We start from the raw sequence: 16240 nt of genomic DNA on the forward strand, positions 1-16240 counted from the left end.
ACATGAAGAAATGGCTTATTATTTTTAGCATAATATTTGGAATAGGCTTTATAACAAGTGCTGTTATTGCTGGACAAGTTTATTATAAAGAGCTCAATGCATACACAGACTATGATAAGCAGGACTTAGATATAAATGCTCTACAAAGTATTTATATTGATTCCCAGATTCCTGTCCAAGTAGAAGTAACTCAAGGAAAACCATACGTAGAGTTTAGCCAAAACTTTACAGACCTACTAGGTATGGCACCTGAATTTGAATTAGAAGTAAAAACAAAAGGAAATAGCACCTATGTTAATTTGGAGCAAACTAAAGAAATAACAGTCTATTTAGGAATTCAAGAGGATAAAGCAAGTCTTACAGTCTATTTACCTCAGAAGGCATATGATACGATACAGATAAAAAACAATGAGTATAGCTACTATAGTAAGTATAGAGATAATAACATTAACCTAGAAGATATAGATGTAAAAAAGTTTGAAATTGACATGGAATATTCAGAAGTAAAACTAAAAGGGAGTTATGAGCAAATATCAGCACATATCAATTCAGGAATATTAGAAATTCATTCTAATCAGCCAGCACAATTAGAAGTGCAAGGAAGGGTAAAAGCTAATTTAACAGGCCAGTACCAAGGTATTGATATACAAGATATAGAGAATAGAGAGATTTATGTAGAGTCAGAAATACCTACTAATATTAAACTATCAAGTAATTATTCTAATATTAAATTAAGAGGGAAATATGATAAGATTAACGTAGCAGGTTATAGTAATAGTATAGATGCTAAATCAGATAGTGTATGTAAGATTACCGTAGAAGATGAAAGTAGTATTATTAACTTAAATGGTGCTTTTAAAGAAATAGCACTCAATGGTGAACGTGCTTCTATAGATATACAAACAACAGTTATACCTGAATACATTAAATTATTAGGTTATGTTACAGAGCCAGTTAATTTAACTTTACCTTCTAATATTCAAGGCTTCCAAGTGAAATATTTAAGTAATAACCAAACTGAAGACTATTATGATGACTATTATGAAGATAGAAACAAGGTATTAAGTGAATTTGATGTAATAGAAGGCATATCACCAAAAGGAGAGAAAATATACACCTATGGGGATGGTTCTACACCGATTACTTTAGAGGCTGACTCAGATTCTAGATTAGAGATTATAGATGGTGGCTATAGCAGTGAAGTACAATAGGCCTAAAAGAAGGTGAAATAATGAAGATTAGAAGGAAAAAACAACCCAAACATATCAATAAGCTACCTCTTAAGGAAAGAATAGGTAAGGTTTATGAAAGAGGAAAGACAACGGTTGGAAAACATTTATGGTTAGAATTATTAGCTATGGTGATATTGGCACTTATGGCAGCAACTGTTGTTTTCTTGGTAGTATCTCATTTTATTAATCGTACGGATATGGGAACAAATGAATATGTTACTTATACTGAAGGCAGAGAATACGTTCAAAATCAATTACTCAATATGGTACAAGAAATTAATAATTTAGAGGTATCAGATATTGGTAAGAATATTGATTATACTGCTTTAGAGGAAGCTATCCAATATGAAGATGAATATAGAATTGAGCAACTTTTAGGACTAAATGAAGAAGAGTTAAATGCAGGAAATAACAATAGAGAGTCAGCTCTAAGTGCACTTTATACCAAGTTATTAGAGTTGTATCATAACAATACCTGGAGTAAAGAAAATGTTGATCAGGCTATAACAGAGTATTTTACTTCTAGAGGAATGACAAAAGAGATACTAGTAGAAGCAAGAATAAAAGAGATATTAGATAATGCATTAGGTGACTATTTCTTTTATAGCGATTCTGTGACTTATTTAGTAGATGGTACAGGAAAGATTATGTATCAAGATGGTGTAGTGGATAGTTTGAATTTGATTAATGCGATTCAAAAAACCAATAATAGTGAGGCTAGTGGGGATAGTAGTAAATTTGTAGGTATTTATCCAGTTACTTTAAATAATGAAGTGTATTATTTATATAATGAAACGGCCATAGAACCTTTTTCACATACTGTTCATACAGACTTAGGTAATGTTCTAGGCTTTATTGCAGGTGCAGGTTTATTTATTTTAATCATTTTTAGATTAACTAGGGATAAGGTGGCTTATATTGAATATCTTTCAGAGTGCTTAGGAGAAATTTCAAAGGGTAATTTAAATTATAAAATAGAAGTAATAGGTGAAGATGAATTAGCGGAGGTAGCTCAATCTATCACTCACATGGAAAAAGAGTTAAAATATCAGATAGAAGCACAGATGCAAGCAGAAAAAAGTAAGAATGAACTTGTTACTAATGTAGCTCATGATCTTAGAACACCACTTACTTCTATTATAGGATATATTGGTTTAGTAAAAGATGGAGGGTTTCACGATAAAGAAGATCAAGTGAAGTACCTAGATATCGCCTATACTAAGGCTGAAAAATTAAAGGTATTAATTGAAGACCTTTTTGAACTAACTAAATTCCATCAACAAGCCATTAAATTAAAAAAAGAGAAAATTTCTTTGAGTAACTTAATGAATCAATTAATTGAGGAGCTCATGCCTTTAGCAAGTGATAAAAATATCGAGATAGAAACTTATATTGATAGTACAGGAACTACGGCAGAGGTAGATATTCAGAAGATGACAAGAGTATTTGAAAATCTTATTGAAAATGCCATTAAGTATAGTCCACAAGGAGAAGCTATATATGTGGAGCTCCGTGCTATAGGAGACAAAATTTACGTCGCAGTTAGTAATGCTTTTGAAAATATCTCACCAGAAGAGGTATCACTTTTCTTTGAACGCTTTTATAGAGCAGATAAATCTAGGAATAGCATGGCAGGAGGAAGTGGTTTAGGGCTAGCCATTGCTAAAAATATAGTAGAGTTACATGGTGGTGAAATAGGAGCGACTATTAATGAAGATTTAATTAGCTTTAAAATAGGATTACCTAGGACATAATAAAGGCACTATAATTGAAAGTAGTAATATAAACCATAATATGGGGCAATAAGCAAATGAGGTGATTAAATGGGGCAAGAAACAATACTCATAGTAGATGATGAAAAAGAAATAAGGGATTTAATAGAAATCTATTTGAAAAATGAGGGCTATATAGTAGAGAAAGCAGGGACAGGTCTAGAGGCACTGCAGTTAGTAGAGGAGAGACAGATAGACCTTATTATATTAGATGTTATGATGCCAGTAGTAAATGGGATAGATGCTTGCATCAAGATTAGAGAACAATATAATACGCCGATTATTATGCTTTCAGCTAAGGTAGAGGACATTGATAAAATATTAGGCCTTTCAGTTGGAGCAGATGATTACCTCGCAAAACCGTTTAATCCACTAGAGCTTATTGCTAGGGTAAAGGCTCAGCTTCGTCGATTTACTAAGTTAAATACGGCACATACAAGTAGTAAGGTTTTAGAGCAAGACGGATTAACGCTTAATTTAGAAACAGGTAAGGTGCATAAGAATGGAGATGAAATTAATCTTACACCTACTGAATTAAGTATATTAAAACTTTTATGGATGAATAAAGGTATGGTGTTTAAAATAGAGACGATTTATGAACGTGTATGGGGTCAAGAGTATTTTGATAATAATAACACAGTGATGGTTCATATTAGGAAGCTAAGGGAGAAAATAGAAGAAAATCCTAGAACGCCTGATTATATTTACACGGTATGGGGTGTAGGCTATAAGTTTGGAGAATAGAAGGAATATAAAAGAGATGGACATTTTAGAAAGTCCATCTCTTTTATATCTTACAAGTGATGTTAAGATTGCGTCAAGAAACTGCATAATGGATTGACTGTATAAATAGAATCTATATAATATATAAAAATATAAAAAAGTTAGAAAGTAAGCTGGAGTAGGTCTGAGAATAAGGTTAGAAAGTACGGGGAAAGGGAGAAGAGAATAGATGAAGAAAGCAAAATTAATTTTTAAGATAGTGGGGTTATTTGCTTTAATAGGCACAATTTCAACAATTGTACTATTTTTAATGTGGAAACAAAATGAGATTATTAAAAGAGATGGTATACGTTTACCTTATTTAGATGATGTAACACGTTTTGAAGTACATTATCCTTATAATTGGGAAACTGCAAAAGGTAAGGTAAAGCAAGAAGATAAAAAAGGTATTTGTATCTATGTAAATGAGGATGAAAAGGAAACTATTTATTGTTATTATACTGATCAACCTATTGAATTAGAAAAAACAGATTCTGATAGTACAATTTTTGAAACCACAAATGGTCTAAAAGGCAACATGTTTATTAAGGAAGAAAATGAACGCAAAATTATAGATCTAGTATTTGAAAGTCAAAAATATGGTATACATATAGACGTATCTAAGCAAAATTGGCAGCAAAATGAGGATGCCATTATGAAGATAATGAAATCCTTTATAATTATTCAATAGCCCAAAAGTTCATATAAGGTGTTGAGTTATTTAATCTTAGAACATTAAGATGCTAATAAAGCGCCTATTTATACTTAAGTATTATATCATGCTTAGTGGGAGAAGCTGAGCAATTATGCACTGTGAGTTTAAAAAGGTTAAGATTTGCAGGGAATCAGAAGTTTGAGACTCTGCATTATTTTTTTGTTGAAAAGCAATATTTTCTTATTTTAGAGATATTTATATTGAGAATATGTCTAGCTATATTTATATGTTAGATTAGATAACATGGCTTTTAATAAAAAAAACTATCTATAGACTTTGTAATATGGAATAGATGTAAATAGAAAATTAATTATTGTATTATTTAAGAGGATAAAGCATTAATAGATAATAAAAATAATACTAGGTCATAACGATGAATTGAATAGGATTTTAAATATAGGAATAAATATTAATTAAATATAAAATATTATAAAAATATTGACTTGGAATAAGAGAGGTAATATATTACGTATAAAGGTAATATATTACCTTTCTTATTTACTTAGGAGGAGTAGTATGGCAAAACAAGTAGCTGTAGATATACAGGAGATAGGACCTAGTAAGTTTATATTCGCGGTACTTCACGTATTAGCTAATAAGATTCAAGGGGTTGCAGATAGAGGGCCGGGGGATATCAGCTTAAAGCAGTGGTTACTAGTCATTATGATTCTTCAATTTGAAGAAGAACCACCTACTTTAACTCAAGTTTCTGAAGCATTAGGAAGTTCGAGACAAAATGTAAAGCAGCTAGCCTTAAAGTTACTAGATAAAGGTCTTATAAAAATGGAAAAAGATTCAAATGATGCTAGGATCTTAAGACTAAGAGTATGTCCTAAGTGTTATGAATATTTCCGGGGAAAACTTGTATATCAAGAACATTTTCTAGAATTACTGTATAAAGACATACCAGAAGAAGAAATAAAAGTGACAGCCCGATGCTTACAAAGACTATTAGAAAATATAATAAAAATGGAAGAGCTAGTAAATGGAGGTTATGAAATATGAAAACATTAGTGGTTTATGCATCAAAACATGGTGCAACAAAAGTAGGAGCAGAACGTATAGCAAAAGGACTTGAAGGTGAAGTACAGCTTGTTAGTATAAAGGATAAGAGTGATATTGTTTTAGATAACTATGAGAAAGTTATATTAGGTACACCTATTTATGCAGGAATGATTAATAAAGATATTAAAAGCTTTTGTGAAGCTCATATGGACATTTTAAAAACTAAAAAAGTAGCCCTTTATTTTTGCTGTATGGATTCTAGCCAAATAGAAAATTATCTTAAAAATAATTTCACAGAAGAATTTATTAAAAATTTAACTGCTGTAGAAAGTTGCGGAGGTGCCTTTTACTTTAAAAAAATGAATTTCTTTGAAAAATTTATTATAAAGAAAATAACAGAATCCAAAGAAAAGACAAAAGAAAATCCAGCTAAAGTAGATACTAAAGTAGATATAGAGCTTTTTGATGAAGAAAGAATTAGCAAATTTACAACAGCACTTAATCAAGCATAGGAGCTTCTAGTTATTAATAAGGGGATAGAAATTATTATAACTATTAATACAACTATAAATTAGAAACATTAAAGTATAGTAAACATTATGGTTATAAATTAAAGCATAAAGCTCCTGCTCTAAGTATGGATTAGATGGTTCAAGTTATTAGAGTGTTAGTAGTAAGCTACTGGAAAGAAAGATCAGGGGAGAAAATATGAAAAAAGGAATAAAAATTATTATTGGGACAATTTGTGGTATAGTGATTATAGGCGTAGGTATTATAGTTGGGGTAACAAAAGATATTCCTGCAATGTGTAATACACCCGTTAACACAATTAATATATCAGAGATCCCAGATGGAACCTATGAAGGGAAATTTAAATATAGCAGGTGGTTAAGTGAAGTTGAAGTGAAAGTTAAAGGTGGTAAGATTATAGCGATTGAAAGGCTATCAAATCCACTTATACCAGATGTAAGTAAAAATCTCTTTGAACAAATTATAGATAAGCAACAAGTAGATATAGACGCAGTATCTGGAGCCACAGCTACTTCTAAAGCCTACTTAAAGTCTGTAGAAATAGCTCTAAGCAAAACAAGAAATTAGATCTATAACTAAACTTTCTATTATATATAGTTAAAAGTAGGAGACCTTGCTAGTAAAATTAGAAGGTCGCCTATATGTATTTAATTCAATATTTATATTGCTTTTTAGTCTGAGTATGTGACATACTCAAAAAGATACATTGTTAATAATATTCACAGAAACACACATAAGAGTAGGGTGTGGTAAAAAGATGAAGAAGTATGAAAGAATAGTATTTCACAGCAAATCTAAGGAGTAGATTAACAAAGAAGGGAAATGGTATGGGACAAAGAATAGATCTGACAACAGGTTCAATAACAGGAAAACTTATTAAGTTAGCTATACCCATTATGGGGGTATCTTTTATTCAAACAGCATATAGTTTGATAGATATGATTTGGATAGGGAAGATAGGGAGTAATGCAGTAGCAGCTGTAGGAACAGCAGGATTTTTTACATGGTTAGCAGAAGCCTTTATTATGATTACAAAATTAGGTGTAAGCATTAAGGTTTCTCAAAGTATAGGCAGTAAAGATTATAAGAAAACAAAGAAGTATATTACTAGTGCACTGCAGATGAATACCATTCTAGCACTCTTATATGGTTTTTTCTTAATCTTATTTAATAAGCAACTTATAGATTTCTTTACTTTAGGGGATGCCGAGGTCATAAGTATGGCTAGAACATACCTAGTAACAGTTTCAGCAGCAATGCTGTTTTTCTTTACTGGTCCAGTATTTAGTGGGATTTTTAATGGTTTAGGAGATAGTAAAACACCATTTATTATTAATACTATTGGTCTTATATTTAATATAGTATTCGATCCTGTTCTTATATTTGGATTGTTTGGTTTTCCTAAGCTAGGTGTATTAGGAGCAGCTCTTGCTACTGTCGTGGCTCAAATGGTAGTAACGTTATGTTTTATAATAGTGATTTTGAAAAGGAAACTAGATTATTTTGTTCTTAAGGTTTTTGCAAAACCAGATTGGCAAGTTATTAGAGAAATCACACATATAGGTTTACCAGGAGCTATGCAGAGTGGACTATTTACAATTTTTTCGATGATTATTGGTCGTATTGTAGCATACTGGGGGCCAGTTCCTATTGCAGCGCAAAAAATTGGTTCGCAGATAGAATCTATCTCGTGGCTAACAGCAGGAGGATTTTCTACAGCTGTTGCTACTTATGTAGGCCAAAATTATGGTGCAGGTAAAAAGGAACGTATAGGTAAGGGTGTTAAAATTACAATGTTAATGGCCCTGAGTGTAGGATTATTCTCTACGGTACTGCTGATTTTTGGAAGGGAATTATTAATGAGAATTTTCGTTTCAGAGATAGAAACTATTAAGGTTGGTATGCAATATCTTCTCATATTAGGGTATTCTCAATTATTTATGTGTGTAGAAATTACAATAACAGGTGCATTTAATGGAATGGGTAGGACGTACTTACCTAATTTCACAAGTATACTATTAACAGGGGCACGCATACCATTAGCAATAATACTATGTAGACCATTAGGATTAGATGGTGTGTGGTGGAGTATAAGTATAACTAGTATTATAAAAGGTATTGTTTTGGCAAGCACTTATCTGTATTTAAAACATAAGGATAAGTTAATAAGATTAGATAACAAGTTAATTATTTAAAAAGTGAACTCTTCTGCTTTATTAAATAGAGGCATCTTCACATTATAGCTTTTAAAAGACTATTTTATGAGGAACTATTTATAAAGTGGTAGAGTCTTTTTATTAAAAGAGAGAAGAAAAATGAGGGATAGATAGAAAGAATGAGGTATTAAGGAGTATATTTATAGAATCCATTTATATTTCATAAAGAAACTCTAAAAAGTTAAAAAAAAGTATTGACTTCTTATTAGTAATACTGTAATATTATACGAGTCGGCAGCGAAAAAAGCTGCTAACAAAAGGCATTAAGCCTTGATAAACAAACAACAAATGAACTTTGAAAACAAAATAGTAACTATAAACCAGTCGATTCATTACGTCTCTAATAAGAGATGAGAATCAGTACAACTTGTACTAAGTAAAATAGTCAGTAGTAGAAATACTACACGGACAAACTTTTTTATGAGAGTTTGATCCTGGCTCAGGATGAACGCTGGCGGCGTGCTTAACACATGCAAGTCGAACGAAGTGATAGGAGCTTGCTCCTAGAACTTAGTGGCGGACGGGTGAGTAACGCGTGGGTAACCTGCCCTATGCAGGGGATAACGTTTGGAAACGAACGCTAATACCGCATAAACTATCGGTAATCGCATGATTATTATAGTAAAGATTTATCGGCATAGGATGGACCCGCGTTGGATTAGCTAGTTGGTGAGATAACAGCCCACCAAGGCGACGATCCATAGCCGGCCTGAGAGGGTGAACGGCCACATTGGGACTGAGACACGGCCCAAACTCCTACGGGAGGCAGCAGTGGGGAATATTGCACAATGGGCGCAAGCCTGATGCAGCGACGCCGCGTGAAGGAAGAAGGTCTTCGGATTGTAAACTTCTATCAGCAGGGAAGAAAAAATGACGGTACCTGACTAAGAAGCTCCGGCTAACTACGTGCCAGCAGCCGCGGTAATACGTAGGGAGCGAGCGTTATCCGGATTTACTGGGTGTAAAGGGTGCGTAGGCGGTTTGTTAAGTCAGAAGTGAAATTTAGGGGCTCAACCTCTAAGCTGCTTCTGAAACTGATGAACTAGAGTGTGGGAGAGGAAAGTGGAATTCCGAGTGTAGCGGTGAAATGCGTAGAGATTCGGAGGAACACCAGTAGCGAAGGCGGCTTTCTGGACCATAACTGACGCTGAGGCACGAAAGCGTGGGGAGCAAACAGGATTAGATACCCTGGTAGTCCACGCTGTAAACGATGAATGCTAGGTGTCGGGGCTTACGGGTCTCGGTGCCGAAGTTAACACATTAAGCATTCCACCTGGGAAGTACGATCGCAAGATTGAAACTCAAAGGAATTGACGGGGACCCGCACAAGCGGTGGAGCATGTGGTTTAATTCGAAGCAACGCGAAGAACCTTACCTAAACTTGACATCCCGATGATCGGTCTTTAATCGGACCTTTCCTAGCTTGCTAGGACATTGGTGACAGGTGGTGCATGGTTGTCGTCAGCTCGTGTCGTGAGATGTTGGGTTAAGTCCCGCAACGAGCGCAACCCCTATCTTTAGTAGCCAGCATTAAGTTGGGCACTCTAGAGAGACTGCCAGGGATAACTTGGAGGAAGGTGGGGATGACGTCAAATCATCATGCCCCTTATGTTTAGGGCTACACACGTGCTACAATGGCTGCTACAAAGGGAAGCGATCTCGCGAGAGTCAGCAAACCTCAAAAAAGCAGTCCCAGTTCGGATTGTAGTCTGCAACTCGACTACATGAAGTTGGAATCGCTAGTAATCGCGAATCAGAATGTCGCGGTGAATACGTTCCCGGGTCTTGTACACACCGCCCGTCACACCATGGGAGTTGGGGGGGCCCAACGCCGGTGACCCAACCCTTCGGGGAGGGAGCCGTCTAAGGCAAAACCAATAACTGGGGTGAAGTCGTAACAAGGTAGCCGTATCGGAAGGTGCGGCTGGATCACCTCCTTTCTAAGGATAGAAATCGAAGGTTTAATAGTTACTGTTTTGTTTTGAAAGTTTGTTTGTGAACGATATTTAACGATATGATAAATAGGCGTAAGCTCAGTGCTTACGCCTATTTTATTTGTTCCAAACTAGTATTTAATCAATATAATTTTGGAGGCTTAGTTACTGTGATCCGTAGTACCGTTCCCTAGGATACCTAGAGCATAATAACAAGACCTAGAAAAAGTATTCAGTTGACTATTTACCAGTAGGGAACTCATAAAATCAAACCATGTTAGGGGCCCGAATGACTTTATGCTTTGGTTGGTGTAAAAAGTTGAAGTAGTCGAATAAGATAGCTCACTTACTAACCAAGACTTACATGACCGCAAGGGGAGGAGCTGACTACAAAAGTAGCTGAGAGGTATCTCTTGGGGTGCTAAAAAGAAAAGGTTGTTAGTTTAGTTTGAAATCTTATTTACTTCACTTATATATATGTGAGTAGGAGGAATTATCCCTAAATAAATTTTAAAATTCTTTAGGGTAATGTTTAAAAACGGATGAGTAATTATCATCTTTATAGGAGTTAACGTTTTTGCGCCTTAGGATGAAAAATATATTAAAAATTTTTCTTATCATATTATAAAGAAGCAACAAGAAAGTCTATTTTGCTATACAAAGATATCTAATATAATGTAAAAAATAGGGGGATGAGAAAAATGAAGATAAAGGAAATATTTATTATATATCTTAGCATAAGCATAGGAGCATTAACAGGCTGCAATGTGCAAGAAAAAACATCTCAAGACATAACCGTTCAAGTTACGGAAGAAAAGACAGTAGTAAAAGACGGAGATGGGATAGGGGCTAATAAAGCGTTAATTTCACAGGAACCTGATGCAGAGAAAAATGTTATCTTAAATCAGTTGGGATATTTGCCTAATGATATAAAAAAGGTTGTTTTTAGAGGTGAAAAAGTAGGGGAAAAGTTTAGCGTTATTTCAATAAATACTAATGAAATTGTGTATACAGGAGAAGTGGGTAATAAAATCTATAGCCCAGCAGCAGATGAGACTAATTATATAGGAGATTTTTCTGAAGTTACTAAGGAAGGTGTATATAAAATTATCACCGATATGTCAGGAGAATCTTATCAATTTAAAATAGGTCAAGGAATTTACAAAGAGGCATTTGAAGATGCATTAAGGTTTTTCTATTTACAAAGATGTGGGCAGGATATTTCAAAGGAATATGGAGATACGTGGGCTCATCAGGCTTGTCATACTGAAATGGCAACAATATATGGTAGTGATAAAAAAATAGATGTTTCTGGAGGTTGGCATGATGCAGGTGATTATGGACGTTATGTGGTAGCAACGTCTAAAGCGGTGGCGGATTTGCTTTTGGCGTATGAAACTAATAAGGAAGCTTTTGATGATAATCTCAATATACCGGAAAGTGGAAATGGTATACCTGATGTATTAGATGAAGCTAGATATCAACTTGTATGGCTTTTAAAGATGCAGAACCAAGAGAATGGAGGAGTATATCATAAGGTGACAGGAGCTAACTTTCCAGGGTATATCATGCCACAGCTGGAAATATCAGACCTTATTGTTTGTCCAATTTCAACTACGGCTACCGGAGATTTTGCAGCTGTGATGGCTATGGGACATGAAGCTTATAAAGAAATAGATAGTGAACTAGCAGATGAATGTCTTAGGGCAGCACAAAAAGCATGGGTATATCTGGAGCAGGCTCCTAATAGTAATTTTAAAAATCCAACAGGCATTCTGACTGGTGAGTATGGAGATAGCAATGATTTAGATGAAAGACTATGGGCCGCAGTAGAGTTATTTAAAGTAACTAATGATGAAAAATATCATGATAAGATAAAAGGGATTGTAAAAGATATAAATAGACTTGATTGTAGATACGGCTGGCAAGGTGTGGCCGAATATGCTATTGATACTTATATTAATCTACCAAATGCAGATGATGGAGTACTTCAGGTTTTAAAAGAGAATCTAAAGATGACAGGGGACTTTTTTCTTTCTGCAGCAAAACAAGATGGATATAATGTGTATAATAAAGAGGATATATATTACTGGGGAAGTAATATGAATGTACTAAGTTTAGCGCTTCTTTATGCACATGCCAGTGAGATATTTGATGAACAGGAATATATAGAATATGCTAATGAACAGATCAATTATTGTTTTGGAAAAAATCCAATGGCTATGTCTTATGTAACAGGATATGGAACAGTGTATCCTAAATTCCCTCACCATAGACCTTCTGTAGCCCAGGAAAAGACGATTCCAGGTATGATTGTAGGAGGACCTAATACAGGAAGAGAAGATAATATTGCTAAACAAGATTTAGAAGCAGCACCAGCTACTAAATGCTACATTGATAATAGAGAGAGTTACTCAACAAATGAAGTCGATATTTATTGGAATTCTACACTGATTTATGCATTGGCAAAACTAGGAAGAGTATAAGAAAATTATAGGTGTTAATGTAATAATATTTTAATACTTAGGAAGTTAAGAAGAATATTGTTATGTAAAAAAATAAACATATCATAAATGTGATATGTTTATTTTTAAATGAAATGATTGAATATAGGTTAGCTTGTTTATAATTTAAACAAAGAAAACAAAATCTAAGGAATTATCTTAAAAGATAAGATGTTCTTCTGTTAAAGGTGTGGTTTGAGAATTGATTTGGACAGCTTTGATAAGTTTAAAAAGTTCTCTTTTAGTATATTCTGTTTGACGATCAAAAGAGCGCATACTCATATAGCCAGCAAGCACACATAGGGCTACTAAGGGTAAGAAGACTAGATCCATAAAAAGAGACTGAGGAGCTACAATTGTTAAAACAATAGCTGTCAGAAATAAAATCATCCCAATTATACATTCGATGTAGAATAAAGCTAATGTAATCGGATGAAATCGTTGTTCAATATGGATGATATGGTCATCTTCGGCATTCTTAGTTCCTATTGTAATAAGGTTAAAGCCACTTCTTTTATTAAGATTACTTTTTCGATGTAATACCTTATAAATTTCAAAATGTCCTTCGCCAACATTGCTAATAAAGGGACAGTGCCTTTTATCAAATATGCTTTCTGTAGTTTGATTACTGAGAGTATTTTTAACCTCATCAAAGGATAAACAAGAGTATACTGTAAAAGTCCTAGAGGGTATAAATTTCATATAATTACCTCCTTTAAATAATAATTCTTCATAGTGAGATTATAACAGAAGTTAAGTGTGTTTTAGTGTTAAGATGTCATAAAGCTTGTAATAAGGGGTTTGGTACAAACTATCATAAAAGAGTATGCTATTAATATAAGTATAGTGCATAAAATATTGAGTATATCTGTAAAAAGCGTATTAATAAAATTAAAGGGAGAGACTATAGGAGGAAAGACATTGAATATTAGTGAAATAGCAAAGATAGCAGGCGTATCTAGTGCAACAGTATCTAGATATTTAAATAATGGGTATGTAAGTGAAGATAAAAAAGAAAAGATAAGAATGATTATAGAGCAAACAGGTTATGTTCCATCTTCTCAAGCTCAAATGTTAAGAACAAGAAAAACTAAGCTAATAGGTGTCATTTTACCTAAGATAAGTTCGGAAACGATTGGAAAGGTTGTTGATGGTATTAGTGAGAAGTTAGCCAGTTCAGGGTATCATATTATCCTTGCTAATACAGATAATAATATAGAAAATGAGTTGGAGTATTTAAATATCTTTAGAAATAATCAAGTAGATGGGCTGATTTTTATTGCTACGATTATTAATAATAAACATAAAAAATTATTAAAGGAAATGCCCATACCAGTTGTCATTATCGGTCAAGAGTTAGAAGGATATTGCTGCGTTTATCATGACGATTATAATGCTGCTAAATCTTTGGTTAATGAAATAATTGGGGTGGGGTGCAAAAAGCTTGCTTATATTGGAGCACCCTCAAAGGATAAGGCGGCAGGATTAAGTAGAAAGAAAGCCTTTCTTGAAGCAATCGAGGCTAATAGTGAAAAAGTAGAAGCTGTAGCTTTAGAAGAAGGGCCTTTTTCTATGGAATCAGGATATGAACTGGCAAAGAAAGTGTTGAAAGATCACCCGGAAATAGACGGTATTTTTTGCGCTACAGATACAATTGCAGTAGGTGCCATTGAGGCTATTAAAGAAGTGGGAAAAGCTATTCCAGAAGAAATCTCAATAGTAGGTATGGGAGATACTAAGCTTTCTAAGGTTGTTTCGCCAAAACTTACTACGGTGAAGTACTATTACAGGATCAGTGGAGTCGAAGGAGCAAGTATGCTACTAGATATGATTGAACAAAATCAAACATATAATAAGAAAATTAAATTGGGTTATGAAATAATTGGAAGAGAATCTGTAAAAATATAGTATTGCCAGGCAAAGTGCACAAATGAATAACGAGATTTTGTTTAAATAATTAGTTTATAAATACAGTAAAATACCGTATAATAAAACCAATATATGAAATCGATTTCATATGTATTAATAATTATACAAGTTGAATTAAAATAATATCAGTTAGGATATTGTTTTGTTTAAAACAATACAATGTAAAATCGATTTCACTATGACAGCGAGAGGACAACTATGGATTATAAACAAGCTGCCCTAAAAGTTCTAGAAGGAATCGGGGGCAAGGACAATCTCGTATCAGGTGCACATTGCGCTACAAGATTACGTTTAGTATTAGCAGATAATAGTCATTTAAATAAAAAGGCTAATGAAGCAGTAGATGGTGTTAAAGGTGTTTTTGAAGCACAAGGACAAGTACAAATTATTTTTGGGACAGGAATAGTTAATAAAGTCTTTGATGAGTTTTCAAAAGCGGCAAAAATAGAAACAGCCACAAAGGAAGAAGTGAAACAAGTAGCAATAGCTAAAATTAGTCCATTTAAACGTGCTATTAAAACGCTAGGTGATGTTTTTGTACCTATTATTCCAGATATTGTAGCTAGTGGGTTGTTAATGGGACTATTAGAAGGTTTAGGTAAGGTATTTCCTAGTTTAGCAGCCGCTGATACATTTACATTACTTTCATTGTTTGATAATGTGGCTTTTGTTTTCCTGCCTATTTTAATTGCAATTAGTACAGCTAAAGTATTTAGTGGGAACTTATTTTTAGGTGCAGTTATTGGGATGATTATGATTCACCCAAACCTCATTAATGCATGGAATGTAGCAGGTATGGAGAGCATACCGCAGTTTTCAGTATGGTTTGGTTTGTATGATATTGGACAAGTGGGATACCAAGGACATGTTATTCCGATTGTTATCTCTGTATGTTTTATGAGTAAGTTAGAGAAGAAACTGCATCAATTTGTACCAGAGGTAATTGATTTATTTGTAACACCACTTATAACAGTATTAGTAACAGGATATCTTGCTTTAACTGTAATAGGCTCGGTGTTTGCATTTGCTGAGAACTGGGTATTAGTAGGTGTACAGTGGCTTATTGCAATTCCATTTGGTATTGGTTCGTTTTTAATGGGTGGAGCATATGCTAAAACAGTAGTATCAGGTGTTCATCACATGTATAATGTTATTGAGGCGGGAATGATTAGTGCAGATGGTATTAATACATGGATGCCAATTGCTTCAGTTGCGAACGTAGCACAAGGAGCAGTAGCACTAAAAGTAAGAGATAAAAAAATTAAAGCACTGACAATTCTAGCATCCTTATCAGCATTTCTAGGTATCACGGAACCTGCAATCTTTGGGGTTAATATCCGTTATATGAAACCGTTTATTGCTGGTTCAATTGGTGGAGCGTGTGGAGCTTTAGTAGCTTCTATCTTTAATGTGGGAGCAACAGCTTATGGTGTAACAGGCATATTTGGATTTTTAATAACAACTAATTCAGCTTTTGGTTATTTATTAACTTTAGTTGTAGCAGCATCAGTAGCGTTCGTTATTTCTTGGGTGCTTGGAGTAGATGAGAATAGATAGACAAAAATAAATAAGTATAGTTCAGCTACAAACAGATTTGATTTTTGTTTAAAAAATATATAAGGACTGTCACATATCAAATT

12 protein-coding genes and 1 rRNA gene are annotated in these 16240 nt (G+C 33.8%); 12 read left to right on the plus strand and 1 reads right to left on the minus strand.

The genetic code is table 11. The features are described 5' to 3' along the window. Nucleotides 1-2: 2 nt before the first annotated feature. From CLOLE_RS00210 to CLOLE_RS00255, 10 genes are all read left to right on the plus strand, one after another. Entirely contained in the window at nucleotides 3-1211 is a 1209-nt protein-coding gene (locus CLOLE_RS00210) for a hypothetical protein (RefSeq protein WP_013655093.1), read from the plus strand. Nucleotides 1212-1231: 20 nt separating this feature from the next. Next, nucleotides 1232-2986, plus strand: coding sequence for a sensor histidine kinase (locus CLOLE_RS21440; RefSeq protein WP_013655094.1), 1755 nt, complete (start codon nucleotides 1232-1234; stop codon nucleotides 2984-2986). A gap of 69 nt (nucleotides 2987-3055) precedes the next feature. Then, nucleotides 3056-3748 (plus strand): response regulator transcription factor, encoded by a 693-nt coding sequence (locus CLOLE_RS00220; RefSeq protein ID WP_013655095.1) that lies wholly within the window; start codon nucleotides 3056-3058, stop codon nucleotides 3746-3748. 208 nt (nucleotides 3749-3956) lie between these two features. Continuing rightward, a complete protein-coding gene (locus CLOLE_RS00225; protein ID WP_013655096.1) occupies nucleotides 3957-4457 on the plus strand; it encodes a hypothetical protein in 501 nt (166 codons plus the stop codon). Nucleotides 4458-4997: 540 nt separating this feature from the next. Beyond that, complete coding sequence (locus CLOLE_RS00230; RefSeq protein ID WP_013655097.1) at nucleotides 4998-5486, plus strand: MarR family winged helix-turn-helix transcriptional regulator; 489 nt, start codon at nucleotides 4998-5000, stop codon at nucleotides 5484-5486. Further along, nucleotides 5483-5998, plus strand: a complete 516-nt coding sequence (locus CLOLE_RS00235; RefSeq protein ID WP_013655098.1) for a flavodoxin domain-containing protein — start codon at nucleotides 5483-5485, stop codon at nucleotides 5996-5998. The genes CLOLE_RS00230 and CLOLE_RS00235 overlap by 4 nt, the downstream gene beginning before the upstream one ends. Before the next feature lie 196 nt (nucleotides 5999-6194). Then, entirely contained in the window at nucleotides 6195-6584 is a 390-nt protein-coding gene (locus CLOLE_RS00240) for an FMN-binding protein (RefSeq protein ID WP_013655099.1), read from the plus strand. Nucleotides 6585-6844: 260 nt separating this feature from the next. Continuing rightward, nucleotides 6845-8212, plus strand: coding sequence for an MATE family efflux transporter (locus CLOLE_RS00245; RefSeq protein ID WP_013655100.1), 1368 nt, complete (start codon nucleotides 6845-6847; stop codon nucleotides 8210-8212). A gap of 437 nt (nucleotides 8213-8649) precedes the next feature. Beyond that, nucleotides 8650-10173: ribosomal RNA gene (locus tag CLOLE_RS00250) — 16S ribosomal RNA — on the plus strand. A 695-nt stretch (nucleotides 10174-10868) separates the two neighbouring features. After that, nucleotides 10869-12653: a glycoside hydrolase family 9 protein gene (locus tag CLOLE_RS00255; protein ID WP_013655101.1), complete on the plus strand. Its 1785-nt coding sequence runs from the start codon at nucleotides 10869-10871 to the stop codon at nucleotides 12651-12653. Between the two features lie 177 nt (nucleotides 12654-12830). On the opposite strand, the gene CLOLE_RS00260 is transcribed toward CLOLE_RS00255, so the two are convergent. Continuing rightward, nucleotides 12831-13373, minus strand: coding sequence for a hypothetical protein (locus CLOLE_RS00260; RefSeq protein ID WP_013655102.1), 543 nt, complete (start codon nucleotides 13371-13373; stop codon nucleotides 12831-12833). Between the two features lie 219 nt (nucleotides 13374-13592). Between CLOLE_RS00260 and CLOLE_RS00265 the strand changes: the two genes are divergently transcribed. Then, a complete protein-coding gene (locus CLOLE_RS00265) occupies nucleotides 13593-14579 on the plus strand; it encodes a LacI family DNA-binding transcriptional regulator (protein WP_013655103.1) in 987 nt (328 codons plus the stop codon). 219 nt (nucleotides 14580-14798) lie between these two features. After that, the gene (locus tag CLOLE_RS00270; protein ID WP_013655104.1) at nucleotides 14799-16157 is read left to right on the plus strand and encodes a PTS transporter subunit EIIC; all 1359 of its coding nucleotides are present in this window, start codon (nucleotides 14799-14801) and stop codon (nucleotides 16155-16157) included. Nucleotides 16158-16240 lie beyond the last annotated feature (83 nt).

The organism is Cellulosilyticum lentocellum DSM 5427, assembly GCF_000178835.2.
Classification (GTDB): Bacteria; Bacillota; Clostridia; order Lachnospirales; family Cellulosilyticaceae; genus Cellulosilyticum; species Cellulosilyticum lentocellum.

Bases quoted from the DNA above. Each gene is read 5' to 3' on its own strand.
- CLOLE_RS00255 (WP_013655101.1), top strand. From the start codon at position 10,869: ATGAAGATAAAGGAAATATTTATTATATATCTTAGCATAAGCATAGGA.
- CLOLE_RS00230 (WP_013655097.1), top strand. From the start codon at position 4,998: ATGGCAAAACAAGTAGCTGTAGATATACAGGAGATAGGACCTAGTAAG.
- CLOLE_RS00260 (WP_013655102.1), bottom strand. From the start codon at position 13,373: ATGAAATTTATACCCTCTAGGACTTTTACAGTATACTCTTGTTTATCC.
- CLOLE_RS00225 (WP_013655096.1), top strand. From the start codon at position 3,957: ATGAAGAAAGCAAAATTAATTTTTAAGATAGTGGGGTTATTTGCTTTA.
- CLOLE_RS00240 (WP_013655099.1), top strand. From the start codon at position 6,195: ATGAAAAAAGGAATAAAAATTATTATTGGGACAATTTGTGGTATAGTG.
- CLOLE_RS00220 (WP_013655095.1), top strand. From the start codon at position 3,056: ATGGGGCAAGAAACAATACTCATAGTAGATGATGAAAAAGAAATAAGG.
- CLOLE_RS00210 (WP_013655093.1), top strand. From the start codon at position 3: ATGAAGAAATGGCTTATTATTTTTAGCATAATATTTGGAATAGGCTTT.
- CLOLE_RS21440 (WP_013655094.1), top strand. From the start codon at position 1,232: ATGAAGATTAGAAGGAAAAAACAACCCAAACATATCAATAAGCTACCT.
- CLOLE_RS00245 (WP_013655100.1), top strand. From the start codon at position 6,845: ATGGGACAAAGAATAGATCTGACAACAGGTTCAATAACAGGAAAACTT.
- CLOLE_RS00235 (WP_013655098.1), top strand. From the start codon at position 5,483: ATGAAAACATTAGTGGTTTATGCATCAAAACATGGTGCAACAAAAGTA.
- CLOLE_RS00270 (WP_013655104.1), top strand. From the start codon at position 14,799: ATGGATTATAAACAAGCTGCCCTAAAAGTTCTAGAAGGAATCGGGGGC.